The organism is Bosea sp. (in: a-proteobacteria) (genome assembly GCA_023910605.1).
Lineage (GTDB): Bacteria > Pseudomonadota > Alphaproteobacteria > Rhizobiales > Beijerinckiaceae > Allobosea.
The window spans coordinates 718,056-742,378 of sequence record JAAVVV010000001.1 but is presented as its reverse complement, the minus strand read 5'-3'; the positions used below and the strand labels follow the sequence as shown (position 1 = coordinate 742,378).

22 protein-coding genes and 1 tRNA gene are annotated in these 24,323 nt (G+C 65.6%); 18 read left to right on the top strand and 5 right to left on the bottom strand.

Features of this window, described 5'->3' with window-relative positions:
• The first annotated feature begins 54 nt into the window (after positions 1-54).
• From HEQ16_03735 to HEQ16_03715, 5 genes are read left to right on the top strand one after another with little or no spacing between them, the layout of a single operon-like run.
• On the top strand, positions 55-1,335 hold the full coding sequence (locus tag HEQ16_03735; GenBank protein MCO4053169.1) for an extracellular solute-binding protein: 1,281 nt from the start codon (positions 55-57) through the stop codon (positions 1,333-1,335).
• 58 nt (positions 1,336-1,393) lie between these two features.
• Positions 1,394-2,290 carry a sugar ABC transporter permease gene (locus HEQ16_03730; protein ID MCO4053168.1) on the top strand — a complete coding sequence of 299 codons (897 nt, stop codon included), beginning with the start codon at positions 1,394-1,396 and terminating at the stop codon, positions 2,288-2,290.
• Complete coding sequence (locus HEQ16_03725) at positions 2,287-3,132, top strand: carbohydrate ABC transporter permease (protein ID MCO4053167.1); 846 nt, start codon at positions 2,287-2,289, stop codon at positions 3,130-3,132. Before HEQ16_03730 ends, HEQ16_03725 begins: the two co-directional genes overlap by 4 nt.
• Positions 3,133-3,136: 4 nt before the next feature.
• Entirely contained in the window at positions 3,137-4,303 is a 1,167-nt protein-coding gene (locus tag HEQ16_03720; protein MCO4053166.1) for a hypothetical protein, read from the top strand.
• On the top strand, positions 4,300-6,069 hold the full coding sequence (locus HEQ16_03715; GenBank protein ID MCO4053165.1) for a glycoside hydrolase family 2: 1,770 nt from the start codon (positions 4,300-4,302) through the stop codon (positions 6,067-6,069). The genes HEQ16_03720 and HEQ16_03715 overlap by 4 nt, the downstream gene beginning before the upstream one ends.
• Positions 6,070-6,674: 605 nt before the next feature.
• Here HEQ16_03715 and HEQ16_03710 read toward each other — a convergent pair.
• The gene (locus HEQ16_03710) at positions 6,675-7,883 is read right to left on the bottom strand and encodes an IS91 family transposase (GenBank protein MCO4053164.1); all 1,209 of its coding nucleotides are present in this window, start codon (positions 7,881-7,883) and stop codon (positions 6,675-6,677) included.
• 4 nt (positions 7,884-7,887) lie between these two features.
• Positions 7,888-8,829 carry a tyrosine-type recombinase/integrase gene (locus HEQ16_03705; protein MCO4053163.1) on the bottom strand — a complete coding sequence of 314 codons (942 nt, stop codon included), beginning with the start codon at positions 8,827-8,829 and terminating at the stop codon, positions 7,888-7,890.
• A gap of 275 nt (positions 8,830-9,104) precedes the next feature.
• On the opposite strand from HEQ16_03705, the gene trbB reads away from it, so the two are divergent.
• The 13 genes from trbB (at position 9,105) to HEQ16_03640 (ending at position 19,400) form a co-directional block, all read left to right on the top strand.
• A complete protein-coding gene (trbB, locus tag HEQ16_03700) occupies positions 9,105-10,088 on the top strand; it encodes a P-type conjugative transfer ATPase TrbB (GenBank protein ID MCO4053162.1) in 984 nt (327 codons plus the stop codon).
• A complete protein-coding gene (locus HEQ16_03695; GenBank protein MCO4053161.1) occupies positions 10,085-10,405 on the top strand; it encodes a conjugal transfer protein TrbC in 321 nt (106 codons plus the stop codon). The genes trbB and HEQ16_03695 overlap by 4 nt, the downstream gene beginning before the upstream one ends.
• 2 nt (positions 10,406-10,407) lie before the next feature.
• Positions 10,408-10,677, top strand: coding sequence for a conjugal transfer protein (locus HEQ16_03690; protein MCO4053160.1), 270 nt, complete (start codon positions 10,408-10,410; stop codon positions 10,675-10,677).
• A 13-nt stretch (positions 10,678-10,690) separates the two neighbouring features.
• Positions 10,691-13,144 carry a conjugal transfer protein TrbE gene (locus HEQ16_03685; protein MCO4053159.1) on the top strand — a complete coding sequence of 818 codons (2,454 nt, stop codon included), beginning with the start codon at positions 10,691-10,693 and terminating at the stop codon, positions 13,142-13,144.
• Positions 13,141-13,908 (top strand): P-type conjugative transfer protein TrbJ, encoded by a 768-nt coding sequence (gene trbJ / locus HEQ16_03680; GenBank protein MCO4053158.1) that lies wholly within the window; start codon positions 13,141-13,143, stop codon positions 13,906-13,908. Before HEQ16_03685 ends, trbJ begins: the two co-directional genes overlap by 4 nt.
• Positions 13,909-13,918: 10 nt before the next feature.
• Complete coding sequence (trbK-alt, locus tag HEQ16_03675; protein MCO4053157.1) at positions 13,919-14,200, top strand: putative entry exclusion protein TrbK-alt; 282 nt, start codon at positions 13,919-13,921, stop codon at positions 14,198-14,200.
• The gene (gene trbL / locus HEQ16_03670; GenBank protein ID MCO4053156.1) at positions 14,197-15,438 is read left to right on the top strand and encodes a P-type conjugative transfer protein TrbL; all 1,242 of its coding nucleotides are present in this window, start codon (positions 14,197-14,199) and stop codon (positions 15,436-15,438) included. The genes trbK-alt and trbL overlap by 4 nt, the downstream gene beginning before the upstream one ends.
• Positions 15,438-16,121, top strand: a complete 684-nt coding sequence (locus HEQ16_03665; protein MCO4053155.1) for a conjugal transfer protein TrbF — start codon at positions 15,438-15,440, stop codon at positions 16,119-16,121. Before trbL ends, HEQ16_03665 begins: the two co-directional genes overlap by 1 nt.
• Complete coding sequence (gene trbG / locus HEQ16_03660) at positions 16,118-17,176, top strand: P-type conjugative transfer protein TrbG (GenBank protein ID MCO4053154.1); 1,059 nt, start codon at positions 16,118-16,120, stop codon at positions 17,174-17,176. The genes HEQ16_03665 and trbG overlap by 4 nt, the downstream gene beginning before the upstream one ends.
• Positions 17,176-18,405 (top strand): TrbI/VirB10 family protein, encoded by a 1,230-nt coding sequence (locus HEQ16_03655; protein ID MCO4053153.1) that lies wholly within the window; start codon positions 17,176-17,178, stop codon positions 18,403-18,405. The genes trbG and HEQ16_03655 overlap by 1 nt, the downstream gene beginning before the upstream one ends.
• A 3-nt stretch (positions 18,406-18,408) precedes the next feature.
• The gene (locus HEQ16_03650) at positions 18,409-18,636 is read left to right on the top strand and encodes a DUF2274 domain-containing protein (GenBank protein MCO4053152.1); all 228 of its coding nucleotides are present in this window, start codon (positions 18,409-18,411) and stop codon (positions 18,634-18,636) included.
• Positions 18,637-18,728: 92 nt separating this feature from the next.
• Entirely contained in the window at positions 18,729-18,968 is a 240-nt protein-coding gene (locus HEQ16_03645) for a type II toxin-antitoxin system VapB family antitoxin (GenBank protein ID MCO4053151.1), read from the top strand.
• 6 nt (positions 18,969-18,974) lie between these two features.
• The gene (locus HEQ16_03640) at positions 18,975-19,400 is read left to right on the top strand and encodes a type II toxin-antitoxin system VapC family toxin (protein MCO4053150.1); all 426 of its coding nucleotides are present in this window, start codon (positions 18,975-18,977) and stop codon (positions 19,398-19,400) included.
• Between the two features lie 6 nt (positions 19,401-19,406).
• On the opposite strand, the gene HEQ16_03635 is transcribed toward HEQ16_03640, so the two are convergent.
• From HEQ16_03635 to HEQ16_03625, 3 genes are all read right to left on the bottom strand, one after another.
• The gene (locus HEQ16_03635) at positions 19,407-20,348 is read right to left on the bottom strand and encodes a LysR family transcriptional regulator (GenBank protein MCO4053149.1); all 942 of its coding nucleotides are present in this window, start codon (positions 20,346-20,348) and stop codon (positions 19,407-19,409) included.
• Between the two features lie 239 nt (positions 20,349-20,587).
• Positions 20,588-20,664: transfer RNA gene (locus HEQ16_03630), tRNA-Arg, on the bottom strand.
• A 501-nt stretch (positions 20,665-21,165) separates the two neighbouring features.
• On the bottom strand, positions 21,166-24,318 hold the full coding sequence (locus tag HEQ16_03625; protein MCO4053148.1) for a multidrug efflux RND transporter permease subunit: 3,153 nt from the start codon (positions 24,316-24,318) through the stop codon (positions 21,166-21,168).
• Positions 24,319-24,323: the final 5 nt, after the last annotated feature.

Sequence of the window (24,323 nt, the reverse complement as noted above, 5' to 3'; positions counted from 1 at the left end):
CCCTCAAAGTCAAGCTCGCGAAATGCAGCAGGTCACCAGCCTAGGGAGGAACAGATGGGCATCCTACGTACACTCGCATGTGCCGCTTTTGCGGCCGTCGTCTCGACTCTGCCGGCGAAGGCGCAGCAACTGACTGTTTGGCACGATCTCGGCGACAATGGGATCAAGTGGTTTGAGGCGCTGTCGGCGGAGTTCGCCAAGACGAAGCCTGGCGTTACCGTGCGTTCGCAGAGCTTCCCGACCGACCAATGGTTTGGCCGAGTCATTGGCGCGTTGAACACGGATACCGCGCCGGATCTGATCTTCAATAACTATGAGCGTGTCATCCGCATCCAGAACCAGACCAACAAGGTGATGGATCTGAAGGCAGTTACTGCTTCGATTGGCGACAAGGCCTTCCTGTCCGAGGACGACATGCGGGTCGCGACTTTCAAGGGCCGCCAGATCATCATCCCTGTCCAGCGCGTGCAAATGGCGTTGGGCGTCCGCAAGAGTTGGCTCGACAAGAACGGCGGCAAGTTTCCGGACACCTGGGAAGAAGTGAAGACACTCGCCGCTGCCTTCCGCGACAAGGACCCGGACGGTAACGGTCAGTCCGACACGTTCGGCATGGCGCTGCAGGCCGCAAAGCCCCGCGACCTCATTCACATGCTCGATCTTTTTGTCTTCGGCTCAGGGCTGCGCCACACGCTGATCGATCCTGAAGGCAAGATCACCATCGACCAGCCAGCGCATGCGCAGGTGCTGGAAGAGTTCCTGAAGGCATACTCGACCTACAAGTTCGTCTCGCCAGACACGATCAACCACTCTTTCACGGAGATGTATCAAATCATCGAAGGTGGCCGCGGCGGCATGTTCCGCGTCGGTGACTGGAACGTGCGCAAGTGGGACGGCCCACAGGTGCTGAATGGCGACTTCGTTTCTGGTCCCTGGCCGAAGTTCGCGCCAGATCGCCCGAACGCCGTGGTGATCGGTGGCATGCGCGGTGTTGCGGTGCCAGAAAACTCCCCGAACAAGGCTTTGGCCCAGGAGTTCGCGGCCTTCATGCTGACGAAGGCTGCGCAGCAGGCCTCGCTTGAAAACATTGGTGCAGGCGTACGAAAGGACCTCGACGTCTCGAAACTCTCGGAGCGTTCGCAGTACTTTGCCAAGGCCGAGCACCGGCTGGTCGCCTACGACTTCCCAGAGTCGATCCACACCTTCTACCCGGAGCTTGAGGCCGCTTTCCATCGCAAGCTGCTCTCCGGCATCACCAACCCGCCTGCCGACTGGAAGGCCTTCATCGCCGAGACAGCGAAAGAGATGCGCGACCTCGCGGCCAAGTTGAAAGGCTGATGTTTCCAGAAGGCGATCCGCCGGCAGTTGACTGCCGGCGGCAATCACGAGCGGACGCATGTCGATGATGGATGCTCTTGGAAGCCTGTCGCGCGACAGGATCTTCTACCTCTTTGTCGCCCCCTTCGCCGCCCTGACGATTCTGTTCGGCGTTTGGCCGATTGTTCTCTCGATCCAGGTATCGTTCACTGCGTCGGCGACAGCGTTGCGGCCGAATCCAACCTATGTCGGGTTTGCCAACTATGTCGCCGTCCTCGCAGACCCGATCTTCCTCGCGTCGCTATCACGGACGCTGCTCTACACAGTGCTGTCAGTCTTCGCGAATCTCGCTTTCGCGCTTGGCTTTGCCATCCTGCTCGATTCAACATTGCTGAAGCGCGGCAATCTGTTTTTTCGCTTGGCGATCTTCCTACCCGTCGTAACACCTGATGTAGCTGGCTATGTTGTTTGGCGCTGGCTCTTTGACAGGTCCTTCGGAGCAATCAATGCCGCTTTGAAGATGCTAGGGCTTCCGGCCTTCGGCGGCCTCTCCAGCGTGGACACCGCCATGCTGTCGATCCTTATCGCGGAACTCTGGCATCACGCCGGCTTCTACATGATCATCTTCCTGGCCAATCTCTCGATCCGCGACCGGGCGCTCGAGGAAGCTGCACATATCGACGGTGCCACCACGTGGCAGCGGTGGTGGTACGTGATCCTGCCGCAGCTTCGACCGGCGCTCGTCATCAACACCGTCTATGCACTGATCCAGTTCCTCAAGACCTTTACCGTCGTTGTCGTCATGACCAAGGGCGGTCCGAATGATCAGACGAACTTCGTCAGCTACTACGCCTACCAGCTCTTCGATCAGGCGCGATACGGCGAGGCAACGGCAATGGCCACCATACTCTTCGCCATCGTGATCGGACTTTCGCTGACGGCCTATCGGATAGGTGACAGGGAGCCAGGCAAGTGAACGACGACATTCGCCCCAACCGCCTGTTACAGATCGTGGCCTACGCCGTCGCGATCCTCACAAGTCTGTTGTTCCTCTATCCATACTGGTGGATGCTTGTATCGGCTTTCCGGCCGACGCGGGCGATCATGTCCGCGCCGCTGCGCCCCTGGCCGGAGACGCTGAACTTTCAGATCTTCTCCGAGATCGGACGGATCGGTGGGGTGAACCTATCGACATATGCGGTCAATTCACTGGCAATCACAACACTTTCGACGATCCTGGGCGTCATCGTTACCGCGCTCGGTGCCTATGCTCTCGTACGGAGGCCGAAGGCGCCCGGCTTCACACTCGTGCGCTACGGGTTTCTCATCACCATCATGTACCCCTACATGCTGCTCGTGATTCCGGTGTATCTCGTGATGTTCAAGCTGGGACTGCTCGGCAGCTATGCCGGGATCATCCTGTTCCTCGCGCTGGGGCCTTTGCAGTTCTTCCTGTTCGAACAGTTCTTCCGAAAAATCCCGAGCGAGGTGATCGAGGCCGCGGTGATAGATGGAGCAAGTGAATGGCAGATCCTGACGCGCGTGGTCCTGCCGATGGCGATGCCGATCACCGCAACGGTTGCGCTCATCACATTCCTGCTCAACTGGGCGCAGTGGTTCCCGATCATGGTGATCTCGCGGTCCCCCGATACCTACACCCTGCCAGTTGCGTTGCTGTCCATGAACAGCGAACTCGGCTCCAATTTTCAGGGGATCATGGCGCTGGCCGTGTTGACCACGCTGCCCGTGGCGGCGCTGTTTCTGCTCGCGCAAAAGCGGGTGATGGAAGGTATGGCGGCGGGCGCGGTGAAAGGATGACGCGATGCTGAAGACGATCGGTAGCCGCGAGAAGCTCGCAATCGGGATTGACAACGCCCGCGCAGCCACACTCGACTGGCTCAAGGCGATGCAGGCCGCCGGCAAGCCGAAGGGCTGCATGCGCATCAGCGCGATGCATGATGCCGACCGTTGGCCGGGCGTCCTGCTGCCTGGAACATTTAACGGGATCATGTGTCTCGACCTGCTGGGCGGCCTCGCGGACTGGTCTGCGGCCGAACGTGCTGCGCTCGTGAAATGGCTTGAATCGAGCCGTCTCACGGACGGGCGCTTCCGGATCGAGGGCATGCTCGAGGCTGACGTCTTCAAGAAGCCAGATATTGACGAAACCTGGCGCTACATCGATTTCCACGTCACCAACTACACGCTGGGCGCGATCGAAACGCTCGCCCCAGACCGTCGGCCGATTCTTGAGTTCGCCAAGGACTACCTGGACGAAAAGACGCTGGGCCATTGGCTAAGTCTGCGCGATCTGCGCGACCCTTGGCAGGAAGGAAATAACATCGTCAATCTGGCCAGCTTTCTCCTCCTGCTGCGCCAGCACGGTGATGGGCGCGCGAGCGGCTGCGCGTGGCAACCTAAAGTGGATCGCGCGCTGGAGCAGCTTTTCGCCTGGCATGACCGTCTGCGGGAGCCGACAACCGGCTTCTGGGGCGTGGGTCAGCTCAGCGACAGGACGCAGCTGCTCCACGCCTTTGCGGGTTCGATGCACAACTTCCACATCTGGTATCACGAGGGTCGTGCGCTGGAGGGACAGGATCGTGCTGTAGATTATTGCCTGTCGCTGCCGCCGCGCATTGACAGTGCCTGCATCGATGTCGACGCCGTCGACGTGCTCGTGCACGGGTGGCGACTGCTCGATCATCGCCGCAATGACATTGAGGATTGGCTCGCGGCGCTTCTGCCAAAGCTGCTGGCATTCCAGAGAGCCGATGGCGGTTTTTGCGATGTGCTGAGTGGTGTCCGCCGGCAGGACGGCTGGGTGAAGGGCTACGAGGAGCCCCAAGGGATTTCGAACGCCTTCGCCACCTGGTTCCGCTGGATCGCCATTGCCATGATCGCCGATGTGCTCTGGCCGGGGCGCTGGAACTGGAAGTTTCGTCGCATGATTGGCATCGGTTACCGTGTCATGGCTTGGAATCGCAGGCCATGACGGCGGAGAAGGATCCGTTCCATCATCTCCACGACGAGGGCTATGCGCGAGCCTATGCCGGGCAGCACGCGACAGCCGAGACCATGGTCACACTGGCCGGCCGCCGGACGGAGAGCCTCGACGGCGAATGGCGGATGACGCTGGACCTCTTTGACGAGGGGCTGCGCCAGAAATGGTACGCGCTAGACGAGACGCCGCCCTCCCAATGGGCGACGCCCCGTGACTACGAGATCGAGGCCGGCGACCTCGTCCCCGTCCCATCTTGCTGGAATGTGCTCAAGCCGGAATGGACGCATTTCGAAGGCGGCGCCTGGTATACGCGCTGGTTCGACTGGCTGCCCGGCGGCGAAAGTGAGCGGACGATTCTATCCTTCGGGGCCGCAAACTATGCGGCGCTGGTGTTCGTCAACGGCGAGCATTTGGGCGGACATCGCGGCGGCTCGACGCCGTTCTGCATCGAGGTCACGGCGCAACTGAAGCCCGGCCGCAACCGCCTGCAGGTGTATGTTGAGAATCGCCGCCATGCTGACCGCGTGCCGATGCACCACATCGATTGGTTCAACTACGGCGGACTCTACCGTGAGGTGGCGCTGGTGAGGCTGCCGCCAGTTTTCATCCGCCGCGCCAGCGCAGCGCTCACGGCCGATGGTAGCCACATCCGCTTCGAGATTCAGCTGTCGGACGCGGCCACCGGCATCGCCGAGGTTGCGATTGCAGAACTCGGCCTCAAGGCGAGCATTCCGGTTGTCGCCGGACGTGGGGAAATGCTCATCGAGACATCGGTCGAGCGCTGGTCACCGGAAGCGCCACGCCTCTACGATACGAGCTTCACCTTCGTTGACGACGCCGTCTTCGAACGAATCGGGTTCCGCACCATCGCGACGCGAGGGACCGAAATCCTGCTCAACGGCCGGCCGGTCTGGCTGAAGGGCGTCTGCGTGCATGAAGACGATCTTGCGCTCGGCAAGGTCTCCTCCGAGGCGGACATCCGCCGCCGGTTCCGGCATGCGAAGGAGCTTGGCTGCAATTTTCTCAGGCTTGCGCACTATCCCCACCACGAGACGGTCGCCCGCATCGCCGACGAGGAAGGCTTCCTGCTCTGGGCCGAAGTGCCGGTCTACTGGGCCATCGACTTCGCCAATCCCGACACGCTGGCGGACGCACGCAACCAGCTTTCCGAACTCATCTTGCGGGACATCAACCGCGCAAGTGTCATCATTTGGGGCGTGGGAAATGAAAACGCCGACGCAGATGCACGGCTTGCCTTCATGGCCGATCTGGCCGAGACGGCGAAACGCCTCGACCCGTCGCGCCTCACCTCAGCGGCCTGCCTGATCAACCGGGAGTCCTTCACGATTGAGGACCGGCTCGCGGACCATCTCGACGTCATCGGCCTCAACGAATACTTCGGCTGGTACGAGCCGGATTTCTCTGGCCTCGACAGGCTGCTGGCGAATTCCGCTCCGGCAAAGCCGGTCATCATCAGCGAGACCGGCGCGGATGCGGCGCTCAGCCATCGCGGCGCTGGTCGCGTGCTGTTCACCGAGGACTGGCAGGCGGAATTCCACCGCCAGCAGTTCCGGCGACTCATCGCCTCGCCCTATGTGGTGGGGCTTGCAGCTTGGCTCCTGTATGACTTCCGCACTGAGCGGAGGCAAACCGCCTTCCAGCGCGGCTTCAACCGCAAAGGATTGATAGGTGCTGATAAGACGACACGGAAACTGGCCTTCGAGGCGCTCGCGGAGTGCTATAAGCGGATAGCCTGACTACGCCCGGCCTTGCTTCGCCAGATGCTCGGCGCCGCGCCTGATGGTGTCATAGGTGCGAACCCCGAGGATGACCAATGAAGCAACATTTATCACCCGAAATGCCGTCAGCTAGATTTCCGCAATCGCCGCTCTGCGCCTGCGACCGGAATGGCGGCAGTTGCATTCGGCTTGGGTTCCCAATGTCCGCAGCAGCAGCGTTCTGCCCGTAACCGGAACGGAGAGTTATGGCGCAACAAAGAACTGCCACACGGCACTCGGAATGTCCGCTTTCAGGAAACAGCAAAGTCGCCTCAGTGGCCGAGATGGTGAAGGGTTTCGGGTGCCGTAGGCGTACGAAAGCCCCCCATGCAGGAACCCGCGGTCCGCAGCTGAGCTTTATGGGGATTTGATGATTTCGGCTTGGGCTTTGGTGGGTGTGCGTGCGGCGCGGCAACCCGTGGATGCCGAGGCCGGTTGCGCATTTCGCCACCAGGCGTTGTTGCCGAGGCCCGGATAGGCGGGCATTTGCATGTCATCGGCATCGTGGGTCGTGTGAACGACAAGAGGTTCCATCGGCCAAAGCGCTGGTGCTGTGGCGCGGCTTTCTCGTTGTCCATGCCGGGTCATGGCGAGCACTCCCGGGTGGATGGTTCTGATGCCGGCGGCCCTCGCGATCGGTAGGCACGGGTGATGATCTCGATGATGCTCATGCGGCCACCGCAGCAGGGGCAAGGCGGGCGGTGATCGGACGGGTCGGCGTTGATGGTCTCCGCCGTCATGGTCGGCTCGGCGCGTGGCGCGACCTCCAGAAGAGCACGGGCGCGGACGAGGCTCTCCTTCCTTGTTGTGCTTGCGAGCAGGCCATAATGGCGGATGCGATGGAAGCCACGCGGCAGGGTATGCAGCAGGAAGCGGCGGATGAACTCGTCGGTGGCGAGCGTCATGACCTGTTGACGGGCCGCGCCATCACGACGGTAATCCTTGTAGCGGAAGGTGACGCCGTTCCCGTCATGGGTGATGAGGCGGCGGTTCGAGATCGCGACGCGGTGGGTATAGCGGGCGAGATAGGCGAGCACGGCTTCGGGCCCGGCAAAAGGCGGCTTGGCATAGACGACCCAGCGCTTCTTGCCGATCGGCGCGAGATGACGCTGGAACAAGCGCGGGTCATTGAGGTTCGCCAGCGCGCCATAGAACCTGAGCTTGCCTGTGCGATGCAGGGCCAGCAGGCCATCGAGGAAGAGACGCCGGAACAGCATGCCGAGGACGCGCACCGGCAGGAGGAAGGCCGGGCGCGAGGAGATCCAGCGTGTTCGATCCGGGCTGACGCCGCCACCCGGCACGATCATGTGCAGATGCGGGTGATGGGTCATGGCCGAGCCCCATGTGTGAAGCACCGCCGTGATGCCGATCCTGGCGCCGAGATGCTTCGGGTCGGCGGCAATCGTCAGCATCGTCTCCGAGGCGGCCCGGAACAGCAGGTCATAGACCGGCGCCTTGTTGTGGAAGGCGATCTCGCCGATCTCGGCCGGCAGGGTGAAGACGACATGGAAGTAGCCGACGGGCAGCAGGTCGGCTTCACGCTCGGCAAGCCAGGTGCGTGCGGCCGCCCCCTGACACTTGGGGCAGTGTCGGTTGCGGCAGGAGTTGTAGGCGATGCGCCGATGCCCGCAATCATCGCAGGCCTCGACATGGCCTCCGAGCGCGGCGGTGCGGCAGGTCTCGATCGCCGACATCACCTTGAGCTGGTCGAGGCCGAGATGCCCGGCATGGTCTGCCCGATAGGCAGGGCCAGCGCTGCGGAAGATATCGGCGACCTCGAGCGAGGCCGACATGGCCTCAGCCGTCGGGCTTCCCCAGTCTCATCGGGGCTCTGCCTTCCTCGATCCGCTTGCCCTCCATCAGCGCCATGAGATGCTCGAGCGGGCTCGCCACGGCCTGGATCGTCCGGGTCGAGACCTTGGTGTAAAGCGCGGTCGTCTCGAGCTTGGTATGGCCGAGCAGCACCTGGATGACGCGGATATCGACATCCTGTTCCAGAAGATGCGTTGCAAAGCTGTGCCGCAAGGTGTGCGGACTGACGCGCTTGCGGATCCCGGCTCGCTCGGCCGCTTCCTGAACCGCGCGATGGAGTTGCCGGGTCGAGATCGGCTCCGTGCGGCCTTGCCCGGGGAACAGCCAGCCATGGGGCAACATCACGCCGCGTCGCTTGCCCTCGCGCCACCACAGGCGAAGCAGGTCCAGAAGATGCGGCGAGAGCATCGCATTGCGATCCTTGCGGCCCTTGCCCTGCTCGATGCGGATCAGCATGCGGGTGCTGTCGATATCGTCGATCTTGAGATGCGCGACCTCCGAGACCCGCAAGCCCGCGCCATAGGCCACGCTCAGCGCAGCCTTGTACTTGAGGCCCGGCGCGGCTTCGAGCAGCCGGGCAACCTCTTCAACGCTGAGGACGTCGGGGAGCTTGCGGTGAAAGCGGGTCACCACAAGGCTGCGCGCGAGATCGCGCCGGCCGAGCGTGACAGCAAACAGGAACCGCAAGGCCGAGACCGCGGAGTTGATGGTGGCGACGCCGATGCCGCTCTCATGCTGCTGAAGCTGGAAACGGCGAACATCGTCCACCGTTGCCGTATCCGGCGAGCGCCGGATGAAAGCCGCGAAGGCACGGACGTGGCGGATGTAATCCTGGCGGGTATGCGAACCCAGGCCTCGCATCAGCATGTCGTCCTGCATGCGCTGCCGAAGCGGGCTGACCGGTGTGTCGTTCGAGATCCTGTCCATGGCAAGTTCCTCATTGTTGAAGGAACCCCATGATCACGCGGCAGAATCAGAGCGCCAAAACCTCAACAAGCAGCACAGAACGCCCACACGAGTGCCCATCCCGCGAAGCGGGTTCGTGCATGGCGGCGCGAAGCGGACCCACCCCTCCGCCTGCCTTTCTTCGCCAGATCCCTACGCCTCTTGATCCCTTGTTGATCCGCTTCGGTCCAGCCGCTCATTGATCGTCCCCGCCCGCGTTCGCGATTTCCGCGATGCGGCCCTCGCGAGGGACGGTCATGTCGCTTCATCCGCTGAAAGAGCTCACCAGTGCGCGCGGCGCGCGGATGCTGCGCACCGCGTTCGGGCCGGCGATCGCGGCGTGGCTCGAGGAGCCGGCGGTCGTCGAGGTGATGCTGAACCCGGACGGGCGGCTCTGGATTGACCGGTTGACCACGGGCCTCACCGAGACCGGGCATCGCCTGTCCCGTGCCGACGGCGAACGGATCATCCGGCTGATCGCGCACCATGTCGGCGTCGAGGTCCATGCCGAGCGGCCTTGCGTCTCCGCCGAACTGCCCGAGACGGGGGAGCGGTTCGAAGGCCTCCTGCCGCCCGTCGTGGCCGGACCGGCCTTCGCCATCCGCAAACCCGCCGTTGCGGTGTTCACGCTCGACGACTACGTCGCGGGCGGCGTCATGCACGCCGATCAGGCCTCCGTGCTGCGCGCGGCCGTCGCGGCCCGCAAGAACATCCTTGTCGCCGGCGGCACCTCGACCGGCAAAACGACGCTGACGAATGCGCTTCTCGCCGAGATCGCCCATGAGGGCGGCCGGGTGGTGCTGATCGAAGACACGCGCGAACTCCAGTGCCGCGCGCCGAACCTCGTCGCGCTGCGCACCAAGGACGGCGTCGCCTCGCTCTCCGAACTCGTGCGCCGCGCACTGCGCCTGCGGCCGGACCGCATCCCGATCGGGGAAGTGCGCGGGGCCGAGGCGCTCGACCTTCTGAAGGCCTGGGGCACCGGCCATCCCGGCGGCGTCGGCACCATCCACGCCGGCTCGGCGCTCGGCGCGCTCCGCCGGATGGAGCAGCTGATCCAGGAGACTGTGGTCACCGTGCCGCGCGCGCTGATTGCGGAGACGATTCAACTCATCGCCGTGCTGGCGGGCCGTGGGGCCGACCGCCGCCTCGCGGAACTCGCCGCGGTGAGCGGCCTTAACGCCGCCGGTGATTACGCCCTCGAAGACCCCGTTTTCGTTTCAACCGGAGACCGTCCATGACCTTGTCCCTTCGTGCGCGGCTGTCGGCCGTGACCGCCTGCATCACCTGCCTCGTGCTCGCCGCGCCCGCCCACGCGGCAGGCTCCAACATGCCGTGGGAGCAGCCGCTCCAGCAGGTGCTGGAATCTGTCGAGGGACCGGTCGCCAAGATCATCGCGGTGATCATCATCATCATCACCGGCCTGACGCTCGCCTTCGGCGACACCTCGGGCGGGGCGCGCCGGCTCGTCCAGATCGTGTTCGGTCTGTCGATCGCCTTCGCGGCGTCGAGCTTCTTTCTGTCCTTCTTCTCCTTCGGCGGCGGAGCGCTGGTCTGATGCTGCGGCCTGACGATCCCGTGCCTGGCTTCTCTGCGCCCGTCCATCGCGCGCTGATCGAGCCGATCCTGCTGGCTGGCGCGCCGCGCGCGGTCGCCATCGCCAACGGCACGCTCGCCGCCGCGATCGGGCTTGGCCTGCGTCTCTGGATCGCCGGGCTGGTCATCGGTCTCCTTGGCCACCTTGCAGCCGTCTGGGCCGCAAAGCGCGACGCCCAGTTCGTCGAGGTCGTACGTCGCCATCTGCGCTACCCGGCGCATTTCCGGACGTGAGGGAGGCGCCTCGATGCTGAACCTCGCCGAGTATCGGAAGACGCCGCAGACGCTGGCCGACTTTCTGCCATGGGCAGCGCTCGTCGCGCCCGGCATTGTGCTCAACAAGGACGGCTCGTTCCAGCGCAGCGCCCGGTTCCGCGGCCCCGATCTCGATTCGGCGACGCCGGCCGAACTCGCCGCCACCGCGGCGCGCCTAAACAACGCGCTGCGCCGTCTCGGCTCCGGCTGGACGATCTTCGCCGAAGCGCAGCGCGTGCCGGCCCGGGGCTATCCGTCAAGCCGGTTTCCCGATCCGGTCTCCGAGCTTGTTGATGCGGAACGCCGCGCGCAGTTCGAAGAGGCTGGCTCACATTTCGAGAGCCGGTATGTGTTGACCTTCGTCTGGTTGCCGCCCGCCGACGACGTGCAGCGCGCGGAAAGCTGGCTCTACGAGGGCCAGGCCGACGACGGCGGCGCGGATGGACGCGAGGCGCTGCGCGGCTTCATCGACCGCACGAGCCGCGTGCTTGACCTGATCGAGGCCTTCGTGCCGGAGGCCGAGTGGCTCACCGACACCGAGACGCTGACCTATCTGCACTCGACCGTCTCGACGCGCCGCCACGCGGTGCGGGTGCCCGAAACGCCAATGCATCTCGACGCGCTGCTCGCGGACGAGCCGCTGATCGGGGGGCTCGGCCCGCGGCTCGGCTACCAGCATCTGCGGGTGCTGACCGTGCTCGGCTTTCCGAGCGCGACCTATCCGGGCGTGCTCGATGATCTGAATTCGCTCGCCTTTGAATATCGCTGGTCGACGCGGGCTATCTGCCTCGACAAAACCGACGCCGGCCGCCTGATCGGGCGGGTGCGCCGGCAGTGGTTCGCCAAGCGCAAGTCGATCGCCGCGATCCTCAAGGAGATCATGACCAACGAGTCGAGCGTGCTGCTCGACTCAGACGCCGCCAACAAGGCCGCAGACGCTGACGAGGCGTTGCAAGAACTGGGCGCCGATATCGCTGGCTGGGCTTATGTTACTGCGACCGTCTGCGTGTTCGACGAGGATGCGCGCGCGGCCGACGAGAAGCTGCGGCTGGTCGAAAAGGTCATCCAGGCGCGCGACTTCACGGTGATCCGGGAAGGAGTGAATGCGATCGAGGCCTGGCTCGGCGGCGTGCCCGGTCATCTCTACGCCAACGTCCGCCAGCCGCCGATCTCGACGCTGAACCTTGCACACATCGCGCCGATCTCCGCGCTGTGGGCAGGACCTGAGCGGAACGACCATCTGAACGGCCCGCCGCTCTTTTTCGCCAAGACCGAAGGCGCGACCCCGTTCCGCTTCTCGCTGCATGTCGGCGACGTCGGCCACACGCTCATCGTCGGTCCGACTGGCGCAGGCAAGTCCGTGCTGCTTGCGCTCTTGGCGCTGCAGTTCCGCCGCTACGATGCGGCTCAGGTCTTCGCATTCGACTTCGGCGGCTCGATCCGCGCGGCTGCCTTGGCCATGGGCGGCGACTGGCACGATCTCGGCGGCGCGCTGGCCGATGCCGCAGCCGAACCCGTGGCGTTGCAGCCGCTCTCCCGCATCGACGAGCCCGACGAGCGCGCCTGGGCGGCCGAGTGGATCGCGGGTGTCCTGACCCGCGAAGGCGTCACCGTCGATCCGGTCGCGAAGGATCTCGTCTGGTCGGCGCTGTCGAGCCTCGCCTCGGCACCCGTGCATGAGCGCACGCTGACCGGCCTTGCCGTGCTTTTGCAGAGCCAGGCGCTGAAGCGTGCGCTCGAGCCCTACACCCTCGCCGGGCCATGGGGCCGGCTGATGGACGCGGAGGTCGAGCGGCTGGGCGAAGCAGACGTTCAGGCGTTCGAGACGGAAGGCCTGATCGGAACGGCCGCCGCGCCCGCCGTGCTGGCCTATCTCTTCCACGCTATCGGCCGGCGGCTCGACGGGCGGCCGACCTTGCTCATTGTCGATGAAGGCTGGCTCGCGCTCGACGACGCAACCTTCGGCGCACAGTTGAAGGAATGGCTGAAGACGCTGCGCAAGAAGAACGCTTCGGTCATTTTTGCCACCCAGTCGCTGTCCGACATCGAGGGCTCGGCCATTGCGCCCGCGATCGTCGAGAGCTGCCCAACCCGGGTGTTCCTGCCGAACGAGCGCGCACTTGAACCTCAGATCGCCGCCATCTACCGGCGCTTCGGGCTGAACGACCGTCAGATCGAGATCGTCAGCCGTGCAACCCCGAAGCGCGAGTACTACGCGCAGTCCCGCCGCGGAAACCGTCTGTTCGAACTCGGCCTGTCGGAGGTCGCGCTCGCCTTCTGCGCAGCGTCCTCGAAGACCGATCAGACGGCCATCGCCGAAACCCTCATGCGCCATGGCCGCTCCGGCTTCGCGCGCGCCTGGCTCGAGCGGCGCGGCCTGACCTGGGCCGCCGAGATGCTGCCCATCCCCGCCCCAATCCAGACCTTGGAGGAGACACCCCCATGATCCCGCGACCCTTCGCCCGCCCGCTACGCGCCGCGCTTCTCGGCTGCGCAACCCTCGCCGGCATGGCCACGCCGACGCTGATCGTTACGTCGCCCGCTCACGCGCGCGTCGTCTACGACCCGTGGAACCATGCCGAGAATCTTCTCTCGGCCGCCAGGGCGCTCGACCAGATCAACAACCAGATCCAGTCGTTGCAGAACCAGGCGCAGATGCTGATCAATCAGGCCCGCAATCTTGCAAGCCTGCCATACTCGTCGATCCAGCGGCTCCAGCAATCGCTCCAGCGCACCCAGCAGTTGCTCGGCCAGGCCCAGCGCCTTGCCTATCAGGTGACCGATATCGAGCGCGCCTTCCAGTCCGGATATGGCGCAGGCGCAGGTGCGGGATCGGCCGCGCAGATGATCGATGGAGCGCGCGAACGCTGGCGCACGTCGATGGCAGGCTTCGAGGATGCTCTCAAGACGCAAGCGACCGTGGTCGGCAATCTCTCGACCATGCGGGGTGAGATGGATGCGCTCGTCGCCCGCAGCCAGGGCGCAACCGGTGCGCTTCAGGCCACCCAAGCCGGCAACCAGTTGGTCGCACTCCAGACCCAGCAACTCGCCGACCTCACGGCGCTGATGGCGGCGCAGGGCCGGGCGCAGGCGCTCGAAGCCGCGCGGATCGCCAGCGGCGAGGAACAGGCGCGCGAGCAACTCCGCCGCTTCCTCGCACCCGGCGGCGGCCATCAGGCCGGTTCCGCCCGCATGTTCTACGGCAACTGAGGCGGCACCGATGCGGATCGGCGGTCAGACCCTTCTGCGTATCGTCGCCGGCGCATTCGCCGCGGCGGTGATCGTGCTGGCCGCGATCCAAGCGACCCGCGGGCCGGACGAGGCCGAGCAGTCCGTCAGGTCCTCCACCTTGCCATCGACCGATCCGCTGACCGCCGAGGTCGCGCGCTGCGCCGCCATGGGCGAGGCAGCGCTGCAGGATGACGCCTGCCGCCGCGCCTGGACCGAACATCGCCGCCGCTTCCTCGGCCTCGATCCGGGACAATCGGAGGCGCGGCCATGAACGGCACCGGCGTCATCGAACGCTTTCTCGAGGTCTTCACCCGCTACATCGACTCAGGGTTCGGTCTGCTTGGCGGTGAGGTGGCTTTTCTGGCCGCGACCCTCATCGTCATCGACGTGACGCTGGCAGCGCTGTTCTGGGCCTGGGGCGCGGATGACGACATCATCGCGCGGCTCATCAAGAAGACGCTCTTTGTCGGCGTCTTCGCCTACATCATCGGCAACTGGAACTTCCTCGCGCAGATCATCTTCGATTCCTTCTCCGGTTTGGGCCTTCAGGCCTCGGGGTCGTCCATCACCGCGCAGCAATTGCTGCAGCCCGGCCGCGTCGCGCAGGTCGGCATCGAGGCCGGACGGCCGCTGCTCGAATCCATCTCCGGTCTGATGGGCTACATCTCCTTTTTCCAGAACTTCATCCAGATCGCGATCCTGATGTTCGCCTGGGCGATCGTCCTGCTCTCCTTCTTCGTGCTCGCGATCCAGCTCTTCGTCACGCTGATCGAGTTCAAGCTGACGACCCTTGCGGGCTTCGTGCTCGTGCCCTTTGGGCTCTTCGGCAAGACCGCCTTCCTCGCCGAGCGCGTGCTTGGCAATGTCGTGGCCTCGGGCGTCAAGGTGCTGGTGCTCGCCGTTATTGTCGGCATCGGCTCGACGCTGTTTTCCGAGTTCACGCGCGGCTTCAACGGGGCGCAACCGACGATCGAAGACGCCATGGCCATCGTGCTGGCCGCGCTCGCGCTGCTCGGCCTCGGCATCTTCGGGCCCGGCATCGCCAACGGTCTGATCTCTGGCGGCCCGCAGCTTGGGGCAGGCGCCGCTGTCGGAACCGGCCTCGCTGCAGGCGGCGCCGTGGTCGCAGGTGGAGCCGCGGCAGCCGGCGCAGCCCGACTTGGCGCCGGCGCCATCAGTGGCGCTGCGCGTGGCGGGGCCTATCTCGCCGGCGGAGCGACCGTCGGTGGCAGCGTCGGAGTTGCGCAGGCCGCCGGTTCTGCGGTCGCCAGCCCCTTGCGCGCTGCAGGACGCAGCCTGGGCGACAGCTATGCCGCCGGCCGTGCAGCCGCGATGGGCGGTACGTCATCGGCATCCGCGTCTTCTGCTTCAGACGGTCCGCCCGCCTGGGCGAAGCGGATGAAGCGAGCGCAGAGCATGAGCCATGGCGTCTCGACGGTCGCCCACGCGGTGCGCTCCGGCGACGGTGGCGGATCCGGCACATCCATTCGCGTATCGGAGGAGCGGTGATGTTCAAGAGACCCAGCGTCCGCTACGGTCGCACGCCCGAACCGGAGACGCCCTACCAGAGAGCGGCTCAGGCCTGGGATGAGCGCATTGGCTCCGCCCGCGTGCAGGCCAGGAACTGGCGGCTGATGGCGCTCGGCGAACTGGGGCTGATCGCCGGCCTGGCCGGCGCGCTGGTCTGGCAGTCAGCGCGCGGCACGGTCGTGCCCTGGGTCGTGCAGGTCGACCGGCTCGGTCAGGCGCAGGCGGTCGCGCCGGCCGTCGCGGACTTCCGACCCACCGATCCCCAGATCGCCTGGCATCTTGCCCGCTTCATCGAGCAGGTCCGCTCCATCCCGGCCGACCCCGTCATCGTGCGGCAGCACTGGCTGCGGGCCTACGACTTCACGACCGACCGCGGCGCTCTCGCGCTCAACGACTATGCCCGCGCCAATGATCCGTTCGCCAAGGTCGGGCAGCGCCAAGTCTCGGTCGAGGTCTCAAGCGTCATCCGCGCCTCTGACGACAGTTTCCGCGTCGCCTGGGTCGAGCGAACCTTCGAGAACGGCCAACTCGCCAAGACCGAACGCTGGACCGCGATCCTGACGCTTGTCGTCCAGCCGCCGCGCGACGCCGAGCGCCTCCGCAAGAACCCGCTCGGCATCTTTGTCCACGCCATCAACTGGTCACGGGAGCTCGGCCAATGACCCCAGCACGTCCCGCTTCGCTTGCACTCTCACTCCTCGCCGCGACTGCGCTCGCCGGTTGCGCCACCTGGACGCCGCCCGAGATCGCCTACGACAACGATCCTGTTCCGGCAACGCTGGTCCCGGAGCCGCCGCGCCCGGTGCAGGTGGTCGAGGTTCCACGGCCCTTGCCGTTGCCGGGGCAACTTCAGAGGGTCGAGGCACGGCGCGCAACGCCAGAATCGCCGGAACCGACCACCCGCGTCAAGGAGGCCAACGCCTCGGCCCGCGTGCAGCCCGTCCGTGCGGGCTTCCTCAACGCCGTGCAGGTCTATCCCTTCTCGGCCGGCGCGCTCTATCAGGTCTACACCGCGCCGGGCCAAGTCACCTCGATCATGCTGCAAGAGGGCGAGAGCCTCGTCGGCACGGGGCCTGTCGCGGCAGGCGACACGGTGCGCTGGATCATCGGCGACACCGAGAGCGGAACGGGCGCGAGCCGCCGCGTGCACATCATCGTCAAGCCGACCCGGGCGGACCTGATGACCAACATGATCATCAACACCGACAGGCGCACCTATCATCTCGAACTGCGCTCGACCGAGCGGACCTACATGGCGTCGGTCTCCTGGCAGTATCCGCAGGACGCGCTGATCGCGCTGCGCCGCCAGAACACCGCTGCGGAAGCTGCCGCGCCGGTCGCACAAACCTTGGACGTCTCGCGGCTGCGCTTCCGCTATGTGATCGAGGGCGACACCCCACCCTGGCGGCCACTACGTGCCTTCGATGACGGGCGGCAGGTGTTCATCGAGTTCCCGCGCGGCATCGGACAGGGCGAGCTGCCGCCGCTCTTCGTCATCGGGCCGGAGGGCCAGGGCCAGCTCGTCAACTACCGCGTCCGGCAGAACTACATGATCGTCGACCGGCTCTTCGCCGCCGCCGAACTCCGTCTTGGCCAGCGCCAGCAGACGGTGCGGATCGTGCGCACCGATGGCGTCCGGCGCGGCCTGTTCGGCAGCCATCAGGATGCAGCCATCCCGGTCGATCCAGTTGGACGCGGTGAAGGTGGAGGCTCGTGATGAGCGGGGCCGACACTGGCTCCCACCCCGCGGGCGGTGCGGGCTCGGAGCGCGAGATCGCTCAGGCGCTGCGCCTGCGGCCCGATCCGCCACGCGTGATGCGTCTGTCGCGCAAGGTGCTGATCGGGCTTGGCGTCGTGGCTGGCCTCGGCGTCGGTGGCGCGCTGATCCTCGCCCTCCAGGGACGCTCCGGGCGCGCTGCGCCGTCTGAGCTCTACTCGACTGACCGCAACCCGCAGGCCGATGGGCTCGCCAACCTGCCGCGCGACTATACGGGCATCCCCCAACTCGGCCCGCCGCTGCCCGGCGATCTTGGCCGGCCGATCCTGCGCGCGCAGGAGCGTGGCCAGCCCGTGGCGCCGCCGCCTATCGCGGCAGCGCCGGGCCCCGACCCGGCCGAACAGCGCCGGTTGCAGGAGATCGAGGCAGCGCGCCTTGCCCGTGTGTTCTTCGAGACCGAAGGGCGCACCCGCACACCTGGCGATGGAATGGCGCCGCCGCCGACCGCGATGCCCGGCAGCATCCCGGCGCCTGCACCGAATCCGTTCGGGTTCGATGCCGGAATCGGACCGCCGCGCGCGCCGGACGCGGCCGAACGGCAACTCGCCTTCGTCAATGCGCCTGTCGACCGGCGCACGGCGTCGCCCGACCGCCTGCAGGCCCCGCCAAGCCCCTTCGTCATCCAGGCAGGCGCGGTCATCCCGGCCGCACTCGTTACAGGCCTTCGTTCTGATCTCCCCGGTCAGATCACCGCGCAGGTGACAGAGAATGTCTTCGACAGCCCTACGGGACGCCATCTCCTGATCCCGCAGGGCGCGCGCCTGATTGGCACCTACGACAACCGGGTCAGCTTCGGCCAAAGCCGGGTGCTGCTCGTCTGGACCCGCATGATCTTGCCGAATGGCCGCTCGATCGTGCTCGAACGCATGTCAGGCGCCGACGAGCAGGGCTTCTCCGGCCTCGAAGATGGCGTCGACTATCACTGGGGCCGGCTCTTCCTTGCGGCCGGCCTCTCGACCCTGCTCGGCGTCGGGCTCGAACTCGGGAGCAGCAACGAAAGCGACATCGCCCGCGCAATCCGCGAGAGCGGCCAGGACACGGTCGGGCGCACCGGCGAGGAAATCGTGCGCCGTCAACTCAGCGTCCAGCCGACTCTCACCGTCCGGCCCGGCTTCCCGGTTCGGGTCATCGTCAACCGCGACCTGATCCTCGAACCATACAGGAGCTGACCGATGAGCAAGCTCAAGCTCGGGCCGATCCCTGACGACAAGCCGGTGAAGATCGCGCTGGAACTCCCGGCCGCACTTCACCGTGACCTCGTCGCCTATGCCGAAGCGCTCTCGCGCCAGTCCGGCCAACCGGTCGATCCGGCCCGCCTGATCGCGCCGATGCTGGAGCACTTCATGCGCAACGATCGCGGGTTTCGCCAGGGCGCGGCCAAGCCCAAGACTGACCCGTAAAGGCAGGATCGACGCATTTGCATTTACGAAAGGGTGGAAGACGTGTATACGGAGCGCGATCATCGACAGGCAAAAAATACGAGCAATTGCCCATGCCGCTCAACATCCGCGACCCCCGCGCCGCAGAACTCGCCCGCGATCTTGCCCGGCGGCGCGGCACGACCATGACGCAGGCGATCATCGGCGCGCTCGAGGCCGAGATCGAACGTGAACGCGCAGCAAAGCCGCTCGCCGAGCGGTTGCTCGCCATCGCCAACCATCTGCATGCCAAAGCGCGGCCCGGCGGGCGGCGCATGACCCGCGATGAGATCGATGATCTCTGGGGGCAATGAACAGGAATGTTCATCGATAGCTCCGCCTTGATCACGCTTTTGGCGAAAGAACCGGACGGCCGCCGGGTCACTGAAGCGATCAGGCGCGCTGAACAACGTCTGACGCTGCCCATCGTCAGGCTGGAAACCGCGATGGTCCTTTCGACCCTGCTCAGGGTCGAACCAGACGATGCGAATGCGGCGATCACAGATGTGTTCGAGGAATGCGGCGTGTCGGTCGTTCCCGTCACTGATGAAATGGCAAACGAAGCCGTTTCCGCCTTCGCCCGATTTGGGAAGGGCCGCGGACACCCGGCCCGGCTGAACTTCGCGGACTGCCTGGTCTATGCGGCAGCCAAAACCTTTGATTTGCCGCTGCTGTTCATCGGCGACGACTTCACCCGCACGGACATCGTGAGCGTGCTCGACGATCCGCGCCCGATGACGCTTTGAATTGATCTACTGAGCCGGCTTCGGAAATCGCTTCTTCAAGAGCGACACGAAGCGGCGCAACGCAGGATTGTCGTTCGACGGTAGCCATACGGCATAAAGCGGGATCGCGGCTCCCGGCTCCCCGATCGGCACGAAAGCGAACCCCGGGGTGTTCGCGAACCCGGACGAGGCCGGGGCGACCGTGACGCCCGCACCGGAGGCGATCAGGCTCAGAATGCCTTCGCGCGAGCACTTGTGGATCGCGAACTGCGGCACCTGTCCGGTCTGGGCGGTCAGATGATCCTTGAGCGAGACCCAGTCATCCTGATCGCCAACCAGAATCGGGTGAGCCAGCAGGTCCGGCCATGAGGCCTCGGTCATGCCCTCGGCCTTCTCGGCAGGGAGAACCAGCATCATCTGCTCGGTCCAGACGCGCCATTGATCCAGCCCTTCCAACGGCTGACGCCCGGCGAGAAACCCTATGTCGATCTCCCGGTCGAACACCGCCGCCGCGATCCACGCCGACCCGCCTTCGCGAACGCCCAGGCTGACATCAGGAGCAGCCGCCTTGAAGGCTTTCATGGTCGCTTGCGCCTGGCCGTTCGCGATCGTCCAGATCAGCCCGATCTGCAGCATGCCTTCTTTGCCGGCGCCGGCTGCCCCAGCCCTCATGACCGCCGCGTCAAGTTCGCCCAGCACGCGGTCCACAGTGTCGAGGAAAGCCGTCGCCGCGTTGGTCGGCCTCGCCCCGTTCGCCATGCGATGGAAGAGCGAAACGCCGAGATGATCTTCGAGGGCCCGCACCCGGCGGCTCAGGATCGAAGGCTGCAGATCGAGGATCGCCGCTGCGCTGCGGAAACTCCCCGCTTCCCGGACAACAAGGCAAGCACGCAGCCCTCCGAGATCGAGAGGGTCGCCTCTCGATCGGCGTCGATGCCTGACCTTCGCGCCTTCACGGCCTTGCGCCATGGGTGTCGAGCTCCAACACCCCCCGAACGGTCATCATAAGGTCGGACAATCGAGAAGACCAAATCAGGAGGAATGCGGGCGATGAAGTGCCCTTTGAGCGCGCCCGAATCGACCCTCCCCAGGGCTCCGGAACGCTCCGGAATTTCCTTCCAACTGCTTCCGTGGTGCTTCCGTGCGCAGAAATCGAGGCCGAGGCCTCAAGGGGCCTCTTGCCAAGTCATTCAAAAAATGAGAGAAAATGGCGCACCCGACAGGATTCGAACCTGTGACCTCTGCCTTCGGAGGGCAGCGCTCTATCCAGCTGAGCTACGGGTGCGTGACGTCGGCTGTAGGTCACCGATAGCGGATCGGGGCGCAGGCGGCAACATCGAAAGAACAAGGCCCGGAAGGGCGGGGATCACAGGTTCGAATCCTGTCAGGCGCCTGCGCCTTGCCGGGTGGACGGGCGCTGGGTGTCGCCCCTGGTGGTGGTGGAGCTGGATGGAGCCATCATCCCGGCTGCGCGCCGAACATGCAGCCAACTCCGGCAGCTTCCGGTGAGCCAGGGATTGCCGGAAGTTTTTCGGGCAGCCCCGGCGGCGCAAGACGGAATGGACCGATTGCGGATTCCTGAACTGCTGGTGAGCGGCGCATGAGAGAAGCGGGTCACCCGGCACCCGGCCCGGCAATTGACCCGGCACCCGGCCCGGCAATTGACCCGGCACCCGGCCCGGCAATTGACCTGGCAATTGACCTGGCAATTGACCTGGCAACGAGCGGCCGGGACATGGCGGCGCCAACCACGTTGATGACATCGGGCAGCGGACCCGGCAGCCGCCTAGCCCGCCTGGCTGTCGACCGGCCGGGTCCGTTCGGATGGCATCCAGCGGCGCACGATTCCGCGCACCGTGACGTAGAAGACAGGCGTCAGGATAAGCCCCAGCACCGTCACGCCCGCCATGCCGAAGGCCACGGCAGTGCCTATGGCCTGGCGAAGCTCCGCACCGGGGCCGGTCGCGATGGCCAGCGGGATCACGCCGAGGATGAAGGCGAGCGATGTCATCAGGATGGGCCGCAGCCGCAGCCGGCAGGCCTCAACCACGGCATGGGCCGGCTCGTCCCCGTCATCCTCGCGCTGGCGCGCGAACTCGACGATCAGGATCGCGTTCTTCGCCGCGAGCCCGATCAGGACCACGAACGCGACCTGGGTCAGGATGTTGTTGTCCATGCCCCGGAAGACCACCCCGCCCAGCGCCGCCAGGATCGAGAGCGGCACGATCAGAATGATGGCGAGCGGCAGGCTCCAGCTCTCGTATTGCGCGGCCAGGAACAGAAAGACGAAGAGCACCGCAATGGCGAACACGTAGATCGCCGTGTTGCCGGCATTGCGCTCCTGGAAGGCGATTTCGGTCCATTCGAAGCCGGCTCCTTCGCCGAGAGTCCCGGCCGCGACGCCCTCCATCAGGCGAAGGGCAGCGGCCGAGGACACGCCCGGCCCGCCCGCGCCCTGCACAGAGATCGCCGGATAGATGTTGTGGCGGGTGACCGTGGCCGGCCCGGTCGCCTCCCGGAAGCTGACCAGCGTGCCGAGCGGGACAAGCGCGCCCGTGGCCGAGCGGACCTTGAGGTTGATGAGATCGCTGGCGTCGACACGGTAGGGCGCGTCCGCCTGAGCGGTCACCTGGAAGGCGCGGCCGAGATAGGAGAAGTCGTTGACATAGGCAGATCCGACATAGACCTGCAGCGCCTGGAAGATGTTCTGCACCGGCACGTTCAGGATCTGCGCCTTGGTGCGGTCGATGTCGACGAAGAGCTGGGGCGCGCGCGTCGAGAAGGTCGTGAACACGCCCACAAGTCCCGGCGTCTGGTTGGCGCGGGCCAAGAGCGCCTGCGTGCGCCTTTCGAGTTCCTCGAGGCCGATCGAACCGCGGTCCTGCACCTGCATGCGGAAGCCGCCGCCTTGTCCAAGGCCCTGCACGGTCGGCGGCTTGAGCACGATGACGAAGCCATCCTGGATGGCGAAAAGACGGCGCTGCAGGTCCGCGACCACAGCCTCTGCGCTCCTGCCCGACTTGATGCGTTCATCAAACGGCGCCAGCGGCACGAAGATCGCGGCGGCGTTCGAGGCGGCCGTGAATGTGGCGCCCGAGAACCCGGAGATTGCGACGGTATGGGCGACGCCGGGGGTCTCGCGGATGATCTCGACGGCACGCTTCACCACCTGGTCGGTGCGCTCCAGCGAGGCGCCGTCCGGCAGTTGCGCGGCGACGATGGCGTAGCCCTGGTCGGAGGCCGGAACGAAGCCGGTGGGCACGCGGCCGACGAGCCAGAAGGTCGCCGCGATCAGGCCCGCATAGATGGCGAGGAAGACAACACGGTGAGCGGCCGCGAAGCCGGCCGTACGGGCATAGCCGCCCGAAAGCCGGTCGAAGCTCCGGTTGAAGCCGTCCGACAGGCGCTGGCCGAGGCCGCGCCGCCCGCCATGCTGATGAGGCTTGAGCAGGATGGCGGCAAGCGCTGGCGACAGGGTCAGTGAATTCAGGCCGGAGATGACCGTCGCAGCCGCAATCGTGACGGCGAACTGCTGGTAAAAACTGCCAGACAGGCCGGGAATGAACGCGGTCGGCACAAACACCGCGCACAGCACGAGCGTGATCGCGACGACAGCCGTGCCGACCTCGTCCATGGTCTTGTGCGCGGCCTGGCGCGGCGACAGCCCCTCGCGGATGTTGCGCTCGACATTCTCGACCACGACGATCGCGTCGTCGACGACGATGCCGATGGCCAGGATCAGCCCGAACAGGGTCAGCATGTTGATCGAGAAGCCCAGCAGCGCCATCACTGCGAAGGTGGCGACCAGCGACACGGGAATGGCCAGAATCGGGATGATCGCGGCCCTGAACGACTGCAGGAAGATGAACACGACCAGGATAACGAGAATGATCGCCTCGATGAAGGTCGAGCGGACGGCCTCGATGGAGGCAGAGACGAACTCGGTCGGATTGTACACGATGGAATAGCGCAGCCCGGCCGGGAAGCTGCGCTCGAGCTCGGCCATCTTGGCCTTGACATTGTCAGCCGCCGTCAGCGCGTTCGTGCCCGGGCGTTGCTGGACGGCGATGCCGACAGAGGGCAGCCCATCAAGATAGGAATTGGTGGAGTAGCTGCGCGCCCCGATCTCGACCCGCGCCACATCCCTCAGCCGGAGGATCCGGCCATTGCTGCTGCGCACGATCACGTCGCGGAACTGATCGGCCGTCTGGAAGCGGCCTTGCGTGGTGACCGTGACCTCGAAGGCAAGCCCCTGCGGCGCTGGCGGAGCGCCGAGCGTCCCGCCGGAGACCTGGACGTTCTGCTGCTGCAGCGCGGAGTAGACGTCGCCGGCCGTCAGCCCGAAGGCGGCAAGCCGGTTCGGGTCGAGCCAGACGCGCAAGGAGGGCTCCCTTACGCCGAACAGGAAGGTCGAGCCCACGCCACCGACGCGCCCCAGCGTGTCGTTGATGTTGACCAGCGCGTAATTCGACAGCTCGTACTCGGTGAGGCTGCCATCGGGCGATGTGAGGTTGACGATCAGCAGAAAGTCGGACGACGCCTTGTTCACTGTCACGCCGAGCTGGCGCACCTCGGCGGGCAGGCGTGGTTCGGCGGTGGAGACGCGGTTCTGCACCTGCACCTGCGCGACATCGAGGTTGACGCCCGGACTGAACGTCACGGTCAGCGAGAGCGTGCCATCGCCCGTGGCCTGCGACGTCTGGTAGATCATGCCTTCGACGCCGTTGATCGCCTGCTCCAGCGGCGTGGCGACGGTCTCGGCGATGGTCTGGGCATTGGCGCCCGGATAGGCCGCGCGCACCGTGATGGTGGGCGGCGCAATCTGCGGATACTGCGCGACGGGCAGCGACAGCAGCGAGACCGAGCCGATGACGACCAGCACGATCGAGACGACCGCCGCGAAGATCGGGCGGTCAACGAAGAAATGTCCGAATTTCATCGCAC